19 protein-coding genes are annotated in these 17,606 nt (G+C 48.2%); 8 read left to right on the forward strand and 11 right to left on the reverse strand.

Annotated features, from left to right (window positions below; all coding sequences use genetic code 11):
- Nucleotides 1-20 precede the first annotated feature (20 nt).
- From AR688_RS12365 to AR688_RS12390, 6 genes are all read left to right on the forward strand, one after another.
- Entirely contained in the window at nucleotides 21-1,400 is a 1,380-nt protein-coding gene (locus AR688_RS12365) for a class II fumarate hydratase (RefSeq protein WP_068233976.1), read from the forward strand.
- A gap of 268 nt (nucleotides 1,401-1,668) precedes the next feature.
- Nucleotides 1,669-3,645: a pectate lyase family protein gene (locus AR688_RS12370; RefSeq protein WP_068233980.1), complete on the forward strand. Its 1,977-nt coding sequence runs from the start codon at nucleotides 1,669-1,671 to the stop codon at nucleotides 3,643-3,645.
- A gap of 152 nt (nucleotides 3,646-3,797) precedes the next feature.
- Nucleotides 3,798-4,877, forward strand: coding sequence for a YjgN family protein (locus AR688_RS12375; RefSeq protein WP_068233983.1), 1,080 nt, complete (start codon nucleotides 3,798-3,800; stop codon nucleotides 4,875-4,877).
- Nucleotides 4,877-5,923 carry a M48 family metallopeptidase gene (locus tag AR688_RS12380; protein ID WP_068233986.1) on the forward strand — a complete coding sequence of 349 codons (1,047 nt, stop codon included), beginning with the start codon at nucleotides 4,877-4,879 and terminating at the stop codon, nucleotides 5,921-5,923. The genes AR688_RS12375 and AR688_RS12380 overlap by 1 nt, the downstream gene beginning before the upstream one ends.
- 74 nt (nucleotides 5,924-5,997) lie before the next feature.
- On the forward strand, nucleotides 5,998-7,662 hold the full coding sequence (locus tag AR688_RS12385) for an amidohydrolase (RefSeq protein WP_068233989.1): 1,665 nt from the start codon (nucleotides 5,998-6,000) through the stop codon (nucleotides 7,660-7,662).
- Nucleotides 7,659-8,405: a TrmH family RNA methyltransferase gene (locus AR688_RS12390; RefSeq protein WP_068233991.1), complete on the forward strand. Its 747-nt coding sequence runs from the start codon at nucleotides 7,659-7,661 to the stop codon at nucleotides 8,403-8,405. The genes AR688_RS12385 and AR688_RS12390 overlap by 4 nt, the downstream gene beginning before the upstream one ends.
- A gap of 100 nt (nucleotides 8,406-8,505) precedes the next feature.
- On the opposite strand, the gene AR688_RS12395 is transcribed toward AR688_RS12390, so the two are convergent.
- The 11 genes from AR688_RS12395 to AR688_RS12445 all read right to left on the reverse strand — a co-directional run bounded on the left by AR688_RS12395 (nucleotide 8,506) and on the right by AR688_RS12445 (nucleotide 15,054).
- Complete coding sequence (locus AR688_RS12395) at nucleotides 8,506-8,898, reverse strand: hypothetical protein (RefSeq protein WP_156420292.1); 393 nt, start codon at nucleotides 8,896-8,898, stop codon at nucleotides 8,506-8,508.
- Nucleotides 8,899-8,979: 81 nt separating this feature from the next.
- Nucleotides 8,980-9,681, reverse strand: a complete 702-nt coding sequence (locus AR688_RS20360) for a hypothetical protein (protein ID WP_068233997.1) — start codon at nucleotides 9,679-9,681, stop codon at nucleotides 8,980-8,982.
- Between the two features lie 111 nt (nucleotides 9,682-9,792).
- A complete protein-coding gene (locus AR688_RS12405) occupies nucleotides 9,793-10,104 on the reverse strand; it encodes a hypothetical protein (protein ID WP_068234000.1) in 312 nt (103 codons plus the stop codon).
- 97 nt (nucleotides 10,105-10,201) lie between these two features.
- A complete protein-coding gene (locus tag AR688_RS12410) occupies nucleotides 10,202-10,516 on the reverse strand; it encodes a hypothetical protein (RefSeq protein WP_068234002.1) in 315 nt (104 codons plus the stop codon).
- Between the two features lie 102 nt (nucleotides 10,517-10,618).
- The gene (locus AR688_RS12415; protein ID WP_068234005.1) at nucleotides 10,619-10,933 is read right to left on the reverse strand and encodes a hypothetical protein; all 315 of its coding nucleotides are present in this window, start codon (nucleotides 10,931-10,933) and stop codon (nucleotides 10,619-10,621) included.
- Between the two features lie 444 nt (nucleotides 10,934-11,377).
- Nucleotides 11,378-12,157 (reverse strand): MBL fold metallo-hydrolase, encoded by a 780-nt coding sequence (locus tag AR688_RS12420; protein ID WP_068234008.1) that lies wholly within the window; start codon nucleotides 12,155-12,157, stop codon nucleotides 11,378-11,380.
- Nucleotides 12,158-12,190: 33 nt separating this feature from the next.
- A complete protein-coding gene (locus tag AR688_RS12425) occupies nucleotides 12,191-13,585 on the reverse strand; it encodes a serine hydrolase (protein ID WP_068234011.1) in 1,395 nt (464 codons plus the stop codon).
- 64 nt (nucleotides 13,586-13,649) lie between these two features.
- Nucleotides 13,650-14,072 (reverse strand): IS1096 element passenger TnpR family protein, encoded by a 423-nt coding sequence (locus tag AR688_RS12430; RefSeq protein ID WP_068234015.1) that lies wholly within the window; start codon nucleotides 14,070-14,072, stop codon nucleotides 13,650-13,652.
- Nucleotides 14,073-14,106: 34 nt separating this feature from the next.
- Complete coding sequence (locus tag AR688_RS12435) at nucleotides 14,107-14,373, reverse strand: DUF2442 domain-containing protein (RefSeq protein ID WP_068234018.1); 267 nt, start codon at nucleotides 14,371-14,373, stop codon at nucleotides 14,107-14,109.
- Between the two features lie 10 nt (nucleotides 14,374-14,383).
- Complete coding sequence (locus AR688_RS12440) at nucleotides 14,384-14,650, reverse strand: DUF4160 domain-containing protein (protein ID WP_068234204.1); 267 nt, start codon at nucleotides 14,648-14,650, stop codon at nucleotides 14,384-14,386.
- 119 nt (nucleotides 14,651-14,769) lie between these two features.
- Nucleotides 14,770-15,054: a helix-turn-helix domain-containing protein gene (locus tag AR688_RS12445; protein ID WP_068234022.1), complete on the reverse strand. Its 285-nt coding sequence runs from the start codon at nucleotides 15,052-15,054 to the stop codon at nucleotides 14,770-14,772.
- A gap of 197 nt (nucleotides 15,055-15,251) precedes the next feature.
- On the opposite strand from AR688_RS12445, the gene cysM reads away from it, so the two are divergent.
- Together cysM and AR688_RS12455 are read left to right on the forward strand one after the other, a co-directional pair.
- Nucleotides 15,252-16,136: a cysteine synthase CysM gene (cysM, locus tag AR688_RS12450; protein WP_068234025.1), complete on the forward strand. Its 885-nt coding sequence runs from the start codon at nucleotides 15,252-15,254 to the stop codon at nucleotides 16,134-16,136.
- 133 nt (nucleotides 16,137-16,269) lie between these two features.
- On the forward strand, nucleotides 16,270-17,580 hold the full coding sequence (locus tag AR688_RS12455) for a porin (RefSeq protein WP_068234028.1): 1,311 nt from the start codon (nucleotides 16,270-16,272) through the stop codon (nucleotides 17,578-17,580).
- Nucleotides 17,581-17,606: the final 26 nt, after the last annotated feature.

Genomic DNA, 17,606 nt, shown 5'->3' on the forward strand with positions numbered 1-17,606 from the left:
GCCAACTCTGAGGAGGTTTTATGACTACCCGCACCGAACATGACAGCATGGGTGAACTACAGGTACCTGCATCAGCTTTGTATCAGGCGCAAACGCAGCGTGCCGTGCAAAACTTCAATTTAAGTGGTTTACCCTTGCCGCGACAGTTTATTCAGGCTTTGTTGCAGATTAAAAAAGCGGCAGCAGGTGCCAACCAACAGCTGGGCTTACTGGATGCCGGCATCAGCCAGGCCATTATACACGCTGCTGATACACAGTTAACCACAACCGATATGCAGCAGTATCCGCTGGATATCTTTCAAACCGGCTCCGGCACCAGCAGCAATATGAACGTAAATGAAGTGCTGGCGACACTGGCCAGCCAAAGCCTGAATGCAGCGGTAAGCCCGAATGATCATGTTAATCTGGGCCAAAGCAGCAATGACACTATTCCCTGTGCAATTCACGTCAGTGCTGCGCTGGCGATACAACAGCAGTTATTACCGGCAATACAACTATTGCAACAGCGCCTGGCTGAAAAATCAGCTGAAGTAGGCCACCTGATTAAAACCGGTCGTACTCATCTGATGGATGCCATGCCGGTTAGCTTTGCTCAGGTACTGGGTGGCTGGCAGGCTCAGTTACACCTGACAGAAAACCAGCTGCAACAACAATTACACCAGCTACAAGCCCTGGCACAAGGTGGCACGGCAGTAGGCAGCGGCATTAATGCCGATCCGCGCTTCGCTGCGGTATTTTGCCAACAACTGAGTAGCAACACCGGTATGCCATTTCGCCCTGCTGACAACTTCTTCAGTGCTATTGGCTCACAAGACACAGCCGTGGCAACGTCTGGTGCATTAAAAACCCTGGCAGTATGCCTGATGAAAATATGCAACGACTTGCGCTGGATGAACTCAGGCCCCCTCGCCGGCCTGGCAGAAATTGAACTGCCAGCACTGCAGCCAGGATCGTCTATTATGCCCGGCAAAGTTAACCCGGTTATTCCTGAAGCGGTTGCCATGATTAGCGCCCAGGTAATAGGCAATGACACCACCATTACCCTTGCCGGCCAGTCTGGTAATTTTGAGCTGAATGTTATGCTGCCTGTTATTGCCTACAACCTGTTGCAGAGCATTGAACTACAAGCCAATGGCTGCAAAGCCCTGGCAGAGCAAGCCATTAAAGGCTTTACGGTGCGCGAGGACAACATCAGTAAAGCACTGGCGCGCAACCCTATTTTGGTTACCGCACTTAACCCGCTAATTGGCTACGCCAAAGCGGCAGAAATTGCCAAGCAAGCCTACAAACAGCAACGGCCGGTATTGGATGTAGCACTGGAACACACCAGCTATAGCCGCAGCGAACTGGAAAAATTACTCGACCCGGCCCGCCTTAGTGCCGGCGGTAATGTGGCGTAGTCTGCTGTGTTTGGTTCAAATACGAACGTTTTGCGCTAAAGCCTTGTGATTTTATCACCATGGCTTGCGCTTTATCCCCCCCTTCGGCCATAACTATGCGCGCAGCAATATGATTACTGCCTTAGTGCGCAACAAAATTGCCACCGGTAGACAAAAACAAAATAAATAGCTGCATATAAAAATAATTATTTAAAATCAACAGGGTGTCTTGCATTTTCGATTAAGCAGTACGACGGTAAGGTGCACCCAAAGCAAAGGGTAGCCAACAATGTTTAATAAAACGCTTCTTGCCATTCTGGTTGGCAGTAGTTTGTTGCTGGGCTGCAACAGCAGCGACAACGACGACACAACACCAGAGCCCGATACCGGCGCTGAAACTCCGGCACCGGATACCAGCGTAGTTAACCTGACTGATCTGGACACGGTATACGGTTATGCCGCAGAAAATGGCGGCACCACCGGCGGCAGTGGTGAAAATAAAGTAGAAATTACTGTCTGTACCGGCGAAGAAATGATCAACGCCATTAAAAATAAAGATCCAAACCGCCCACTTACCATCTGGGTAAATGGCACTATTACACTGCAAAATGCCAACGACAGCCGCATCGACATTAAAGATGTATCAGACATTTCCATTATAGGCCTGGGTACTCAGGGCGAAATGGCCGGCATCGGCTTTAATATTGTGCGTGCAGAAAATATTATTATCCGCAACCTGCGTATTCACCATGTGCGCGCGAATATGGGCGCGCCAGGTGATGGTATCAGCATGGAAGGCCCGGTACGCAATATCTGGATTGACCATAACGAGATTTATAACAGCCTGACAGTGGACGACCCGGCACTAACCGAGGATCAGGTAAAAGACTATTATGACGGCTTGGTAGACGCCAAAGGCGATGCCCAGTTTATTACCATCTCGTTTAATAAATTCCATAACAGCTGGAAAACCTCGCTGGTAGGCTCATCCGACAGCGACAACTTTGACCGCACACTAACCTATCACCACAACCACTGGTATAACGTTAATTCGCGCTTGCCACTGTTCCGTTTTGGTAAAGGCCATATCTATAACAACTTCTATGATGGCGCGCTGGAAAGCGGTATTAATTCGCGCATGGGGGCGGTTATCCGTATCGAGCACAACCACTTCGCTGATATGAAAAACCCGGTAATGTCGTTATACAGCCAGGAAATTGGCTACTGGCAGCTGATTGACAATATCTTTGAAAATATCACCTGGGAAGAAAGCCCGGACGATGGCGCGGTTGCCGGTGAAGATGCCGAGTCTACCGGTGAGCTCGACGTGCCATACAACTACAGTGGAAACCTGATCCCGGTACATAACGTAAAAGCTACAGTACTGTCTTACGCTGGCGTTGGCGTTATCGACACGCCGCCAAGCCCGGGTTTGTGCGCAGCACCGCCACCACCAGAGCCGGTAGACCCGGGGCCAGAGCCGGTACCGATTGACCCGATAGAACCACCGCTGAGTGTCGATTGGGGCGCTTATGATGGCAGCCTGCAGCCCTTTGCTGTCAATTCCATTACCTTACCAGATGGCACACAGAGCAGCTTCGAGCCGCAACAAAGTGGTGGTGCAGCCGAGCCGAATCTGTTTACCGCCAACGGTGATGGCACTATAACATTCGACAGCCTGGCCAATGCTGCCGATCGCAGCCGCGCTAAACTAAATAATGTGGCACCGGCAGATGGTGTTTATCCGAAGTTCTTCACCCTGTTAATGGGTATTCAAGGTAATGCCGGCGGTAACCGCATTCTGGAAACCGAAATTGCGCTGGGCGACAGTGCCGCAGCGGGCGCCACCAGCCGGTTAAAAGTGGTGTTTCGTAATGACGGCAATAACTCAGGGGTACAACTGGAAAATGCCGATAACGGTTCATCTGTTACCGCCGGTAAAGGCAACGAGCCCGATCCGCTGGATATGAGCCAGTTCCGGGTTTACCATTTTACTGTTGCTTTAACCTCGCCCACTACAGGCAATGTTGCCTTGTATGTTGCCGGTAACAACACGCCGTTAGTGCAGCTTGAAGGCGTAACTATGCGCCCTGCCAGCAACAATACCGACAACTACCTGCAACTTGGAGACGCCGGTGGCAGCGGTTATCTTGGCGATATCGACTGGGTGCTATGGACCGACGCCGGCGCTTATACGCCTGATATGCTAAAAGGCCTGCTGCCTGCTGGCATAGGTGATATCAGCGGCTACGAAGCTCAACCTTAAGTAACCCCATCAATACGGTGCAGTATTAGTTATTCAATACTGCACCGTGTTGCCGTTAAATATTTACTAAATATTCATTGCTAAGCCCCCCTACTTTGTCGGTATAATTCTGCTTTTGTTTTACATCAACATAACAATAAGGAAGCTGTCTCATGGAGAATTCTGTTAGCACTACGGCGCAGGAAAACTCGCCTGCGCGTGTTGGTAAAGTAGCCTTTAGCGGCGACGCCGGTGAGTTTTTTGGCATCTGGATTGTCAATCTGTTACTGAGTATTGTTACTTTAGGCATATACAGTGCATGGGCTAAAGTACGTACTAACCAGTATTTTTATGGCCATACCCGCATTGACAACCAACCTTTTCGTTATCTGGCTACACCGATACAAATTTTAAAAGGCCGTATTATCGCCGTTATTATCTTTGCGCTGTTTTTTATTGCATCCTCCTTATCGCCGGTTCTGGCAATTGTACTGGCATTGCTGTTTATGCTGGCGTCGCCCTGGTTAATTGTACAAAGTCTGAAATTCAATATGCGTATGACCAGCTACCGTAATGTGCGGTTTGCCTTTCACGGTGATTATGCCGGCGCATTTAAATACTTTGTATTACTGCCGGTGCTGGCAGTGTTCACTGCGTACCTGGCCATGCCGTGGGTGCTGAAAAAAATTGACCGTTATATTTGCAGTAACACCAGCTTTGCTGGCCAGAAAATGCACATAAATACTGACACCAGTTCATACTATACTGCTGTTTTAGTGGCGATGGCTGCCGTTATGGGTGTTATCACAGTGATGATAATTGTTGGTGTAGTATTAGTAGGTGTTATGGCCGCTACCGGTGTTGCTGACGCTGGCGTTGCCACAGTACTTGTTACCGCCGCAGTATTTGTTTTGTACTTTTTTGCTTTTGCTTTAAGCGGCGCCATTTACCACAGCATGATCCGCAACCATATATTTGAGCGCACCGAACTGCCCGGCATTGCCAAATTTAAGTCTGAAATGCGGGTAATGCCATATTTATGGTTAACGGTAACAAACTTGCTGGCGATTATTTTCAGTTTAGGCCTGGCTTACCCCTGGGCAAAAATCCGTAAAGCGGCTTACCTGGCATCAGTAACAACAGTAGCGGTATATCCGCAGGCTGACTCGTTGGTTGATCAGGTGCAGCAAAGCAGCAATGCCTTTGGCGAAGAAGCGGCAGGCTTGTTTGACGTAGATGTGTCTTTAGCCTGATGTCGCCCTTATCTGCCGTTAACGGCCAGTTCCAGCATGCTGGCAGCAGCACGTTATACCGTGCTGTTGCCACCTTTGCAGATAATGGCCAGCTGATTATCCGCAGCACGCAAAGCGACACCATACTTACCGAAGCCACAGCAGCCGATTACCGTTTTGGCAGTGTGATACCGGGGCTGGCAGTTGAACTGCAACTGCGTGATGGCGCCATCTTTGTGCCAGACGACCCGTGCTTTCGCTGGTCGCAGTTGTCTGGCACAGCCAAAACTGCCGCCAGGCTGGAAAGCCACAAGCTATCTATTCTGGCTGCAGTAATCCTGTCACCCTTGTTACTGTGGTGGATTATTGTTGATTTAATGCCCATGCTGGCCAGCGCTGCCGTGCCTCTGGTACCCGATAGCGTTAAGCAGCAAATGGGCCAGCAAACGTTTTATTCCTTACAACAAACCGCGCTGGAGCCAACAGAGCTAACACCGGCCCAACAAGCTGCAGTGCATTATCACTGGCAAATGGCATTACAAAAGCTACCGCTGGAATATAAAAGCTACAAGCTGCATTTGTATAAATCAGATTTTTTTGGTGCCAACGCGTTTGCCCTGCCAGATGGCACAGTCGTTATGACAGACGAACTGGTTACCTTATTAAAAGACAAACCCGATGCCATTCTGGCCGTACTGTTACATGAAATTGGCCACGTCGAAGGCCAGCACAGTGTGCGGTTAATTGCCCAGTCGTTGGGTGCAGCATTGGTATTTGGTATTTTGTTTGGCGATCCTGAAGGCATTGCCGACTTATTACTCGGCTCTGGCTCAGTAATGCTGCAAAGTGCTTTCTCACGCGATATGGAACGCGAAGCTGATCAGTTTGCTGTGGAACAATTAAAAGTGCTGGGTAAATCGCCCTCGGCTTTTGCCGATGCTATGTCGGCATTACTGAACGAGCGCAGTACTGACGACCAAGGTACCAGCACATTGTTAAAATACCTCAGCACTCACCCCGACACCCGCGAGCGTATCGAACAGGCACGACAACACGACACACCCTGAATAGCGGCGCCAGATTCCGCTGGCGCTGTTTTATTGCTATAGTTGCCAGTAAAACCAAACAGGGACAATACCTTATGTTTCGCTTTGCCAGCTTAGCTTGTGCTTTATTCGCTACCGGTCTTTTTACCAGCAATCTCAGCGCCGCCCCTATTGTACTGTCAGATATTAAAGGTTACGGCTTCGACTCTGCGCGCCAGTTGCAGCAGTTCAGCGTACTGGTGTTTGACGATACAACCGGCAAAGTGCTGGCTCGTGGCGACAGCGCTGTTGCTGCGCAATATCCGCAGGCAAAAAAGCTGGCTGGCAACGGTAAAACCGTATTGCCGGGTTTAATTGATGGCCACGGCCATGTACTGGGGTTGGGACAATATTTAGCCGTAGCAGAGCTGCGTGGCAGCGAAACAGAACAAGACGCCGTAACGCGGGTAGCGCAGTTTGCTGCTGCCAATGCGGATGCGCCCTGGATTATTGGCCGTGGCTGGAACCAGGTACTGTGGCCTACTAAGCAGTTTCCTACCACAGCGTTACTGGATGAAGCCGTTAACAACAAACCAGTGTATTTAACCCGGGTTGACGCCCATGCCGGTTGGGCCAACAGCAAAGCGCTGGCGCTGGCGGGTATCAATAAAGACACCATAGACCCACCCGGCGGTGAAATTATCCGTGACAGTAAAGGCAACCCCACCGGTGTATTAATAGACAACGCCATGGCGCTGGTAGAGCAACATATACCCGAACCAGATGACAACGACACCCTGCGGGCGTTAAACGTGGCGTTTTCCCATTTACTGGCACTGGGCATAACCAGCGTGCATGATGCAGGTGTGGATACCGCCACCGTAAAGCTGTACCAGAAACTGGCGGCAGAGCAAAAACTGCCGCTGCGTATCTACCCGATGCTATCAGCACGCGACTCACAGCTGCCGCAGTGGTTGGAAGCCGGCATTATTGATGATAAAACCGACTTTCTTGATATCCGCTCAGTAAAAATTTATGGCGATGGCGCCCTGGGTAGCCGTGGTGCCGCACTTATCGAGCCCTACAGTGATCAGCCATCGCAAAAAGGCTTACTGGTTACCCAGCCGGACCAGTTAACGCAAATTATGCAAATGACGATAGATGCTGGTTTTCAAACCAACGTGCACGCCATAGGCGACTTGGCTAATCGCTTAGTGCTGGACCGCTTCGAGCAATTAGTGCCGGAGGATAAACGTGAGCCAAGCCGCCACCGGGTAGAACATGCGCAAATTGTGTCACCGAAAGATATTCCGCGCTTTGCCAAACTGCATGTGTTGCCGGCGATGCAGGCGGTGCATGCCACCTCAGATAAAAATATGGCTGGTGATCGCTTAGGCGTGGCACGCTTACGTGGTGCCTATGCCTGGCGCAGCATTGCCGATCAGGGCAGCATTATTGTTGGCGGCTCCGATTTTCCGGTTGAACTGGCCAACGCCTTTCATGGTATTCATGCCTCGGTTACCCGGCAAAGCCAGGATAACCAACCGGTTGGTGGTTGGTTGCCAGAGCAAAAACTCAGCTTAACTGAAGCCTTGCGCTCTTTTACCGTTGACGCCGCTTACGGCGCTTTCCAGGAAACCAGCATGGGCACGCTGGCACCAGGCAGCTGGGCCGACTTTATCCTGGTAGATCGCGATATCTACAATATTCCGGCCAAGCAGTTATGGCGGGTAGAGGTAGAGCAAACCTACGTTAACGGTAAACAGGTATTTGCTAAATGATCAGCCAGAAATGGAGCAAATTAATCCGCTCCTTGCAGCAAAAAAAATACCGCAAAACCGAACAACTGTTTTTTGTTGAAGGCGAAAAAGCCGTGTTAGAACTGCTGGCCTCCGGCTGGCAGGTAGAGGCTGTTTTTGCTACTGATAACTTTTTACAACGCTATCCGCAGCAAGTTACAGCTGCCGCGCTGGTGCAACAATGCAGCGCCGATGAGCTGGTAAAGGTAGGCACCTTTAGCAGCAACGACGCCGCTCTGGCGGTGGTCAAAATGCCCGCGCACAGCGAATTTGTGTCGCATAGTCACGGCTTTGTGCTGGTGCTGGATCAGATCAATGACCCGGGTAACCTCGGTACCATTATCCGCATAGCCGACTGGTACGGTATTAAACATATTGTCTGCTCGCCGGATACTGCAGACTGCTACAACCCCAAGGTTATTGCCGCCGCTAAAGGCTCATTTTTGCGCGTGCAGTTGCACTATCAAAGCCTGCAACCGCTGCTGGCACAAAGCTCTGCGCCGGTGTACGGTGCTTATCTGGGTGGGGAGCCGGTACACAGCTTAAAACTTAGCCAACAAGGTGGTTTTATTGTGCTGGGCAATGAAGCTAATGGTATCAGCGCAGAATTAGAGAGCGTGATCAGCCGTAAAATTACCATCCCGGCCTTTGGTGAAGCGGAATCACTGAATGTTGGTATAGCCGCCGCGGTGATTTGCGATAATCTGCTGCGGCTTAGCCGATAGTAGTAGCGGTGTAAACATTAGTGGTAGTTAAAGCAAACGCAAAGCACACGGGCGGAAAACGCGTTAGCGTTTGACGTCCCAGCGCAGCAGGCCGCGAGTGCTAGTTATGCATTTGCAACGCCTGAATTTTTTGTTGCTTGCCTAAAGCAACACCTAAAAAAAGCGCAATAAACATAGTTATAAAATCAATTTGCCAGCTGCCCAAAAGAGCCTCGCCAGCCAGCAAAAACAGAATACATGATGCAATTAAAGAACTGAGCAAAACAACTATAAGTGCATGTATAAAAGCAAACTTTTCCTGATTCTTCACCAGAAAATAAATGACCGTTGCTTCAACAAGCATAGAAAGGAAAATAAAGCGCCAGTAAACCCAGCTAGGAATAACTTCACCACCTGAATCATAGCGTCCCATTACATACCCCAATGGCACTCCCGAAGCAGCAGAAAAGATAAAGTAAATCAGTGTGTATTTTGCAATTCGTGCCCAGTTCACTTAACTTCCTTTTAACGCTCGCCACACACGAGAGCAACTTGTTGCGAATCGAGCGCCGCAGGCGCGTTGTGCTGGTGTTTGTTATGCATTTTCATCGTGTCCAAGCATCGGATTTTTAGAGTCGCTTGGCAACTCTTCTGCTCTTGCTTGGGTTTTCCATGTTATCTGTGCAATTTCTTTAACTCGATCTACTATTGGCTTAGCGTCCCTACCTAGCTTGCCAAGAACTATGCCGGCATCTCCCACCAACCCCCAGAAGCGATCGAGGTCTGATACTCTTTTATGTAATTCCAATTGTAACTTTTCTAACCTTTTTAAAAGTCGAAGCTTGTGACCTTCTTCTAGCGATTGGTTTTCAATAATATGAGTTCTTATTTCATTAACTAGAACTTGAACGCGATCTAGGTCGCCTTGTGAAAATTCGTAAGCAAATGCTCCCTTGAGAGCTGATCGATATCTGTTCTTGTAAGAATTTATTTTTAATTGGGTAGCTAGCCCTCTAAGAGTAATCGTTACGGCTTCAATATATTCCATTAATTTTCTGCAATTTATGCCTATATCGGTAGTTGCATCTGGCATACTGGCCTCAACAGCTATCTCATTGATGCTCAAAACTAACTGAATAAATGTAGACGCATCCCATAAAATCTCGTGTTCAGCTTCTGTCCATGCATGATTGTTCTCAAATTCTTTTTGCTTTTGTAAAGCAATGTCTCCGGCTTTAATTAAACCCTCGATCGGGTTTTCTTCTACCCATTCAATAAAGTCTTGATCAAATAACATTTCTACTCCCTAAATGAAGTGAACCAACGACCAAAGCAGCGGCGAGCGTTAGCGAGTCCAACCCATGCGGTTTTTGCGTGAGCGATGCTGCCTTTGCTTGTTAGCACTTTACTAGTCATAAATTTTGCGCCAGTTCTCTATAAAATCTGTTTTACTTCCAAATTCTGTAATCCAAGGCCAGTCAGGAGATGTTTCCTTGCTCCATGTGAGGTGTACTACATAGAGTGGTCTTGGAGCACCCTCAATCTTAAATAGGAAATCATCCCGACCATCTTTTCTAGCCAATGCTTTACTATTTAATCCGTGTAATTTGTGAGTCTCACAGGTTTCACGGCCTAGCTCTAAACTCATTTTCATAGACTGGTTGCTATCTAGTAGACACCAGCCTTCGGGAAGTTCTTGTTCGGTAAAATCTATATTCATACGAGAGTGCTAACGCAAAGCACACGGGCGACAAAAACGCGTCAGCGGGTTTGGCGTCCCAGCGACCGCAGGGAGCGAGTGATGCGCCTTGTTATAACTATATGCCCAGTTCATTACACAATTCATGGTGCTTTTCCGTGATGGCATCAATGAGCTGCTGAGAGTCAGACAGAATTAACATTTCTGGTGACTGATTATCTACTTTTATGGCAAAAGCTAATTCACATCTGGCAGACTGAAATGAGAAGGACATTTGAATCACATCATGGCTATTGTCTTTCACACTATAAGCAAACCGCTCAATATGTGTTACTTCCTCTTCGCTGATGCCTCCATCAATCAAATCGCCAATTTTTCTCCAAAATGGGGCAATATTTCTCAAATCACAATTTGCTGAAAATTCATAATCCATTGAAGGAACACCGATAGTTATAACGCCGCCAACATGCGCAGCTTTGTAGTGGAGGCGAAGCCGCAACGAAAAAGCTGTCGCTGTGCTTGGCCTTGTTAACTCTTAGACGATGCGTGGCACGCCCGGCTTGCGATCATTCGCAGCCTCATTTCGGGAAATTAACCCAAGCAGCATCATGAATTCTCCCGCGAGCTTTTTTTCATTTGCACTCTCTAACGCATTTGAAGCGTCGAGCATTACACGAATAATTTGCTTAGAAACAACGTACTCAGCCTTAAGCACCTCGGACTTATTCGCTAGGTAAGCGTAAAGCCTTTGAAACGCAGCAAAATCTAGAGATTGCTGCATAAACCACTTGTCAGTCGCTGCCTCTTTGAGGCTTTCGAGTTCAAGGTCGAAATTAGCTGAATTGCTCATGGTGTTCCTAGAGAGTTAACAATATTATTAGAAGGCAAAATCCCTGCTTTCATCGCGGGACTCTCCCTTCTATCTTGTTTTTACATCCTGCTAAACTAGCTAACATTTTCCGTTAAATCAACAACATCTTGCGCCGGGTTTAATAAGCATCTGTGTGAAAGCGGGGTTTAAGCTTGCGATTAACTTTTTAACAAAAATAGCGCTGTTTTACAGTAGTTTATACAGTGCTTAGGCGAGATATTACGGCAACACAATGACAGAAATTTCAGAAAACATAGCGGCTGTCACCGCCATGAGGTGTTGAAGCTTACCGTGCTTTAAAGCGAGTAGCGGCGATCTATGCCTGAACTACAGCTTCACGCCATAAGCTTGCTGTAAGCTGCTCGTGGCGGGCAGTAGCAAACAATATCTTCGCTATCAGTTATAAGGTAGCCTGCGATTTGCTTAGACTCCTTTTTCGATAACTGTCAGCGTTCTTTCGATAAAACGTTCAAAAGCAGGCTGCGGAATAAAATCAATTTTATTTTCCGGATTAAACTTGCTCAAAATGCGCTGTATTTCAGCGTTGTCTTTAATTTCACTGACTGTCAGGCCTTGTTTGCTCAAGGCTTTTACTGTCGCGACCCATTCCAGCGTGTTTTGCCGGAACAGCTTAAGCTGCTGCTTGTCGCCAGGTTTACCGTGGCCCGGTACGATAAGGCTGTTTTCATTGCCTAAATTTAAGATGGCATCAACAGCTGCGACAAAACCGGCTACGCCTCCCGCATAAAACGTCGGGTGCCAGTTGGTAGTATAAATATCGCCGACAAAAATAGTATTACTTGGCTTATGCACAAAGATAGCATCGTTGGCAGTATGGGATTTCACCGTCAGCATGTCTATTTCTGCCACTGTATCCGCCGATTGCATTAGCTCACTACCACCGGCAATAAAATAGGCATTGCCGCCGCTATGATCACTATGGTCATGCGTGTTCAGAATATAAGTTACTTGGTCAGAAAAGATACTTTTCACCCGCGCACTTAACGCATCTAACTGGCTTTCGCCAGGCATCGGGTCAATCAGCACTACTCCTTTTGCGGTGTTAAACAAACCAATATTGGTCGAATACGCCGGCGTTAATATATAGGCATCAGCTGAGCGTTTAGTTACGCTAATGTCTGCCGTATTGGCAAAACTGAGCAAAGGATAGATTAACACTATAAAAAATAAGATGGTTTTCATTCAGATCCCTTTATCCGTTGCGCCGTCAACAACTCACTTTGACTTTGCATCTGCTTTATAGTTATTGGCATTAAATTGACTGTTAAAGCCGGGTTTAAGCGCTGTTGCTTTGCGAAAAATGCTACGTGCTTCGTTTTCTCGGCCGGCACTAAAATAGCCAAAAGCCAGGCCATCGTAAACTTCAGGGCTTGTAGGGTAACGCTCCGTCAAATAGGCAAACAAAGGTATAGCACCTTGTGCGTCACCGGCAGCAACCAGTTCGCGAGCCAAATCAGTTATCACCTTGCCGGCAAAGGTTTGGTAACCGGCGTCTTTGTACACCGAATCGAACTGTGCTTTAAATGCCTTTTCACCAAGTCGCTGATACAGCTGCCAGGTAAAGACTGTTGCCGGCAGTTTTATTTCAGGGTATTTACCGGTGTGAAACAAAGTGTGCACTCTGGCCGATATTTCTTCAGCAACCAGACGATCGGTATTTGCCAATACCAATACCCAAACATCATTAGCCAAGTCCAGCTCTACGGCTGTACTGACACCTTTGCCGCCGCCAAAGGCAACCCAGTGTTGCTGATCTTGTTGCAATGCCCGAAAATACTGTAATCCTGTTGCCGACAATAAGTGCTTTGCTTTAAACAGCTGATGATAGAAACCATAAAGCTCGAACACATTCATCTGCCCGCCGCCATCAGCAGATCTGCTTTCCTGTTCATTCGCCGCCACCGCGACGCGTTTAGCATCAATATTAAAATGATAAGGCGTGGCAAGCGCAGTACCTTGGCCAAGCTGTTCTGTTGTCAGAGTCATGCGGGCAGACACTAAGATATTTTGCTGCAGTAAATCCCAATATGATTTACCGCTGATTTTTTCCAGAATAGCGCCAAGCACAATGTAACCGTAATTGGAGTAACGCCGATCGGTGCCCGGTTCAAACAGTAACGGTGTGTTTTTCAGTATTGCTAGCTTCTTTTCAATACTGTCGAAAGCTGCCGGGTTCAAGCGGTATTCGGCGGTAAAAATATCAGCAAAACCAGAGCGATGTTCCAATAGGTGCTGAACCGTGATGTTCTTTACCAGATCGTTGGCGAAACCAAGCGAAAATTTATCCAGGCTGTCATCAAGCCGCAAAAGCTTATTGTCGACAGCTTGCAGCACAAGAACGGCTGTCAGATCTTTTTGCACCGAACCAATATCAAAGCGTGTTTGCATGGTGATAGGTGTCAGGGTTTCATCGTTGGCATAGCCGCCAGCCAGCGCGGTGGCTATCTCGTTTTCCTTTATTACCAAAATGGTACCGGAAAACCAGTTTAGCCGCTGATAATCCTGCACAAGATCAGACACAGCAACTTCAGGCGCCGCAGCATTGGGCTCAGCGCGAAGGGGCAATAGGGTTACGCAAATAACCAGCAAAGAGAAATAGACTTGTTTCATTTACATCCTTGTAAATCAGTGTTTTTTGTTAAGCCAAGGCTCTGAACACCGTTTGAGGTAATAATTATTCTTCATCCCAGTCGGGGTACTGATCTGGCTTAGTGCCCTCTTCAGAAACAACCCGAGGGTAAGTTATTCCAGCTTCAGCTGCATGTGGTTTCTTCCGGCTTTTCGTTAACTGAAATAGCCAGCTATCGCCATAGTCAAACATGTAAAACACTTTTTTGCCTGTGGCCGCTGCAAAAAGCTGCGCTACGGTGGTGTCGACAATGATGCCATCATCGCAATCATACCGGTGCAGCTTTTTTCCGCAGTAGGAATTCGCTATATAGAATTCGTACATGTGATCGTTATCAAATTCGACAGCCTGCTGAATAGCATCATGCAGGTCTTCCAGACTGCTTTCGCCCGGAATTTCGATAACGCAGCTCCAGTCTCCGCCAGCATACATACCGTGCAATAAAGACAAATTTACCGTTTGAATCATAAAAAATCTAAACCTTAATCTACTAACAGTGCCACTAAGCGCTAACTGTCGTCACTTTTTCAGCTGTTGAACCTTGGCTTTTGCTGTAAACAAACTCAGGAGCAAGATCGACTCCGGCATCCCACTCTATGGTATCAAATGACACCCGAACCCGGTTAAATGCTTCCACGTCTTGCAACCGCTTAAACACACCAAAGTCCAAATAGGGTTTCATATCCAGAATGCCCTTTTCGCCGTTATCAAAGCTCACTGCCAACAGATAATTATCTAGCGGCGCTACCGTTTTCACAGACGGATACATAATTCACCTCTCACTGTAATGGTTGGACCTTGAATGGTTCTTCACCGTTCATTACCAACTCCCAATCGGCCGTAAGTTCATCCTGATGCAGCTCAGCCCATGCCAACACAAGTTTAGTTTGTTTCTTTGGCAAATTACCTTGAATTACCTCGCATGTACGGATATCAATTGTTGCCTTATGTTCGCCATAGTAGACATGAAAGTGTGGCGGCGGATGTTCTTTTGGCGCAAAGTACATCCGAACAATGATGCCGTAGAACATTGAGATTGTAGGCATAAAATTTATCCCGTCCAACAGATATATCAAAGCTTAGATGCTGTTGTTAGACAACACTAACTTCTATAAAGCCTTTCCGGCTTAAACAACATTTCGAGGGCCAGATCCAATTGTTACTTTTAGGCCAGCGCTCTAAGTACCGCTTGTGGCTCTTTAGCAACAACATGCAATAACGCTAAAGCAGGCCCATGTGGCGTGCGGTCGCCCCGCTCCCAATGCCGCAAGGTAGACACGCTAATGCAAAACTTAGCGGCAAACTCCAACTGAGTCATGCCCAGTTTATGCCGGATCCCCGCTACATCTACCTCTGCCGGGCGATGCGTTTTTGCAGCCACAGGTTGCCCGTTGTTTAGCGCTATGGCTTCTTGCAACCCCTGCGCAATACTGTCAAATACCTTAGCCATGATGTTTCTCCAATGCGCACTTTATATATTCCGGCAATTCAGTAATCGTCGTAAGCATGGCAGCAATATAATCCAATGGATTACTTTAAGCAAATATGGATTCACAGGTTAGTTCCGCAGCGCTTAAGCATTAACAGCCAGTTGGCTTTGGGCTACACTGGCGGCGGTATTTTTCTCTTTCTCCGGCGGTTTTGACTATGACCTTTCCTACGATTGAACACTCTGTTGGTAACACCCGGCTGGTAAAGCTGCAGCGCATGGCGGCGCATACTAACAGTACTGTACTGTTAAAGCTGGAAGGGGATAACCCGGCCGGTTCGGTAAAAGATCGCCCGGCGCTGAATATGATAGTGCAGGCCGAACGGCGCGGTACTATTAAGCCAGGCGATCGTATTATTGAAGCCACCAGCGGCAACACCGGTATTGCTTTGGCGATGGCGGCGGCAATTAAAGGCTATGGCATGACACTGATTATGCCGGATAACGCTACCGAAGAGCGTAAAAGCTCGATGCGTGCTTACGGCGCTGAGTTGATACTGGTAACCAAAGAACAAGGTATGGAAGGCGCGCGCGATTTAGCATTGCAAATGCAGGTTGAAGGTAAAGGCATAGTGCTGGACCAGTTTAATAACCCCGATAACCCGGCAGCGCATTATGCCAGCACCGGGCCGGAAATTTGGCAGCAAAGCCAGCAACAAGTCACCCACTTCGTGTCCAGCATGGGCACTACCGGCACCATTATGGGCGTGTCACGGTACTTAAAACAGCAAAACCCGGCGATCCAAATTATTGGTCTGCAACCGGCGGAGGGTGCCAATATTCCCGGCATTCGCCGCTGGCCCGAAGCTTATTTACCGGGCTTCTTTGATAAAAGCCGCGTTGACCAGGTTATTGATATCGGCCAGCAGGATGCATTAACTGCCATGCGCCGCTTAGCCCGCGAAGAAGGTATTTTTGCCGGTGTCAGCTCTGGCGGTGCAGTACATGCGGCAATACAACTGGCCGAACAGCTCGATAACGCGGTAATTGTGGCGATTATTTGCGACCGTGGAGATCGCTATTTGTCCTCCGCTATCTTTTAAAGCCTGCCGGTTCAACCCGGCCAGCGCCTCTTTTTAGCCAATCTTATTGGCCGCCTAATTTGGCATCAGTGCCAAATTACGCTATTCTTTAAAGCCCTCCTGCTTTAAATCTGATAAAAAATAAGGTTTTACTATGTCTTCACTTCGCAGTATCAGTTTGATCGCTGCCGCCGGGCTATGTCATTTTTCGGCCCTTGCTAATGAACCCGACGATATCAAACAACAACTGGCCGCGCTAAAAGCGCAAATTGCCGCACTGGAACAGCGCCTGGCAGAACAGGAAGCCGCAACCGAAAAAACCGCAGTAACCCAGGCAACTCTTATAGAGCAGACTGCGGCGGCCAGCGGCGCAGATGAACAAAACACCGATGGTATCAGCCTGGGTGGGGCTATCCGTACCAATTACAGCCATACCTCCTATAGCGACGGTAATAAAAACCGTGGCGGCGACTTTGCCTTTGATATCTTCCGGCTGAATTTAAACGGCAGCATCGGCGATGTGCTGTTAAATGCAGAAATCCGCTTTTTTGATTATATGACTGCAGTTAAATACGCCTACGTGGGTTATCAGCTAACTGAAGACTGGCAGGTACAGGCCGGTATTACCCAGGTACCTTTTGGTAACTGGCCGTATAACTCGCATAATTATTTCTTTAGTACCAATTATTACCTGGGCCTGGAAGATGACCATGACCTTGGCATTATGTTTAAGCGTCAGCTGGCCGACAACTGGCAGTTAGATCTGGGCTTTTTTAAAAATGACGAACTGGGCGGCGTAGATGGTTTTGTTGACAGCCGGGCCGATCGATACTCGTACGATATCGTCGGCTTCCGCCTGGGCGAAGAAGGCATTTATGACGACCCGGCGCAGCCACTGGGCGAATACAGCACTTTCTCCGGCCGTTTTGCCTATCAGTTAGAACACAGTAGCGATTTTACCACTGAACTGGGTGTTTCAGCCTTAGCCGGTGGCCTGCACAACGGCACTTCACGGGCGGGTAGCTACAATGCCTGGGCATTGCATCTAAACGGCCATTACCAGCGCTGGAACCTGCAATTGCAACACGGTGAATACCGTTACAACCTTGATGATATGGCCGGTAACGCCATTGATCAGATGGCCGTAGGCGCCTATGCATTTTACGACAGCATTGCTGCCAAAGCGAAAACCAGCACCATCAACCTGGCTTACAGCCTGCCCATTGAGTGGGGCCCGGTAACCGGCCTGCAGTTTTATAACAACTATGGCCTGGTGTACGACAAATCTGATAACAGCCGCGACACCATGATGAATGTCACCGGCTTTTCTGTCGCCGCCGGCGGTCTGTTTACCTATTTTGATTTAGTACACGCCAGAAATCAGCCGTTTGTTGGTGGCAGTGCTGCCGGTGACAGCAGCGAAACCGAGCGGCGCTTTAATATTAATATCGGTTACTACTTCTAAAAAATGCTTCGGCTTTGATAACAGTA

This window comes from Rheinheimera sp. EpRS3 (assembly GCF_001513785.1).
In the GTDB taxonomy this organism is placed as follows: domain Bacteria; phylum Pseudomonadota; class Gammaproteobacteria; order Enterobacterales; family Alteromonadaceae; genus Alishewanella.

Bases quoted from the DNA above. Each gene is read 5' to 3' on its own strand.
- AR688_RS12365 (WP_068233976.1), top strand. From the start codon at position 21: ATGACTACCCGCACCGAACATGACAGCATGGGTGAACTACAGGTACCT.
- AR688_RS12370 (WP_068233980.1), top strand. From the start codon at position 1,669: ATGTTTAATAAAACGCTTCTTGCCATTCTGGTTGGCAGTAGTTTGTTG.
- AR688_RS12375 (WP_068233983.1), top strand. From the start codon at position 3,798: ATGGAGAATTCTGTTAGCACTACGGCGCAGGAAAACTCGCCTGCGCGT.
- AR688_RS12380 (WP_068233986.1), top strand. From the start codon at position 4,877: ATGTCGCCCTTATCTGCCGTTAACGGCCAGTTCCAGCATGCTGGCAGC.
- AR688_RS12385 (WP_068233989.1), top strand. From the start codon at position 5,998: ATGTTTCGCTTTGCCAGCTTAGCTTGTGCTTTATTCGCTACCGGTCTT.
- AR688_RS12390 (WP_068233991.1), top strand. From the start codon at position 7,659: ATGATCAGCCAGAAATGGAGCAAATTAATCCGCTCCTTGCAGCAAAAA.
- AR688_RS20360 (WP_068233997.1), bottom strand. From the start codon at position 9,681: ATGTTATTTGATCAAGACTTTATTGAATGGGTAGAAGAAAACCCGATC.
- AR688_RS12405 (WP_068234000.1), bottom strand. From the start codon at position 10,104: ATGAATATAGATTTTACCGAACAAGAACTTCCCGAAGGCTGGTGTCTA.
- AR688_RS12410 (WP_068234002.1), bottom strand. From the start codon at position 10,516: ATGGATTATGAATTTTCAGCAAATTGTGATTTGAGAAATATTGCCCCA.
- AR688_RS12415 (WP_068234005.1), bottom strand. From the start codon at position 10,933: ATGAGCAATTCAGCTAATTTCGACCTTGAACTCGAAAGCCTCAAAGAG.
- AR688_RS12420 (WP_068234008.1), bottom strand. From the start codon at position 12,157: ATGAAAACCATCTTATTTTTTATAGTGTTAATCTATCCTTTGCTCAGT.
- AR688_RS12425 (WP_068234011.1), bottom strand. From the start codon at position 13,585: ATGAAACAAGTCTATTTCTCTTTGCTGGTTATTTGCGTAACCCTATTG.
- AR688_RS12430 (WP_068234015.1), bottom strand. From the start codon at position 14,072: ATGATTCAAACGGTAAATTTGTCTTTATTGCACGGTATGTATGCTGGC.
- AR688_RS12435 (WP_068234018.1), bottom strand. From the start codon at position 14,373: ATGTATCCGTCTGTGAAAACGGTAGCGCCGCTAGATAATTATCTGTTG.
- AR688_RS12440 (WP_068234204.1), bottom strand. From the start codon at position 14,650: ATGCCTACAATCTCAATGTTCTACGGCATCATTGTTCGGATGTACTTT.
- AR688_RS12445 (WP_068234022.1), bottom strand. From the start codon at position 15,054: ATGGCTAAGGTATTTGACAGTATTGCGCAGGGGTTGCAAGAAGCCATA.
- cysM (WP_068234025.1), top strand. From the start codon at position 15,252: ATGACCTTTCCTACGATTGAACACTCTGTTGGTAACACCCGGCTGGTA.
- AR688_RS12455 (WP_068234028.1), top strand. From the start codon at position 16,270: ATGTCTTCACTTCGCAGTATCAGTTTGATCGCTGCCGCCGGGCTATGT.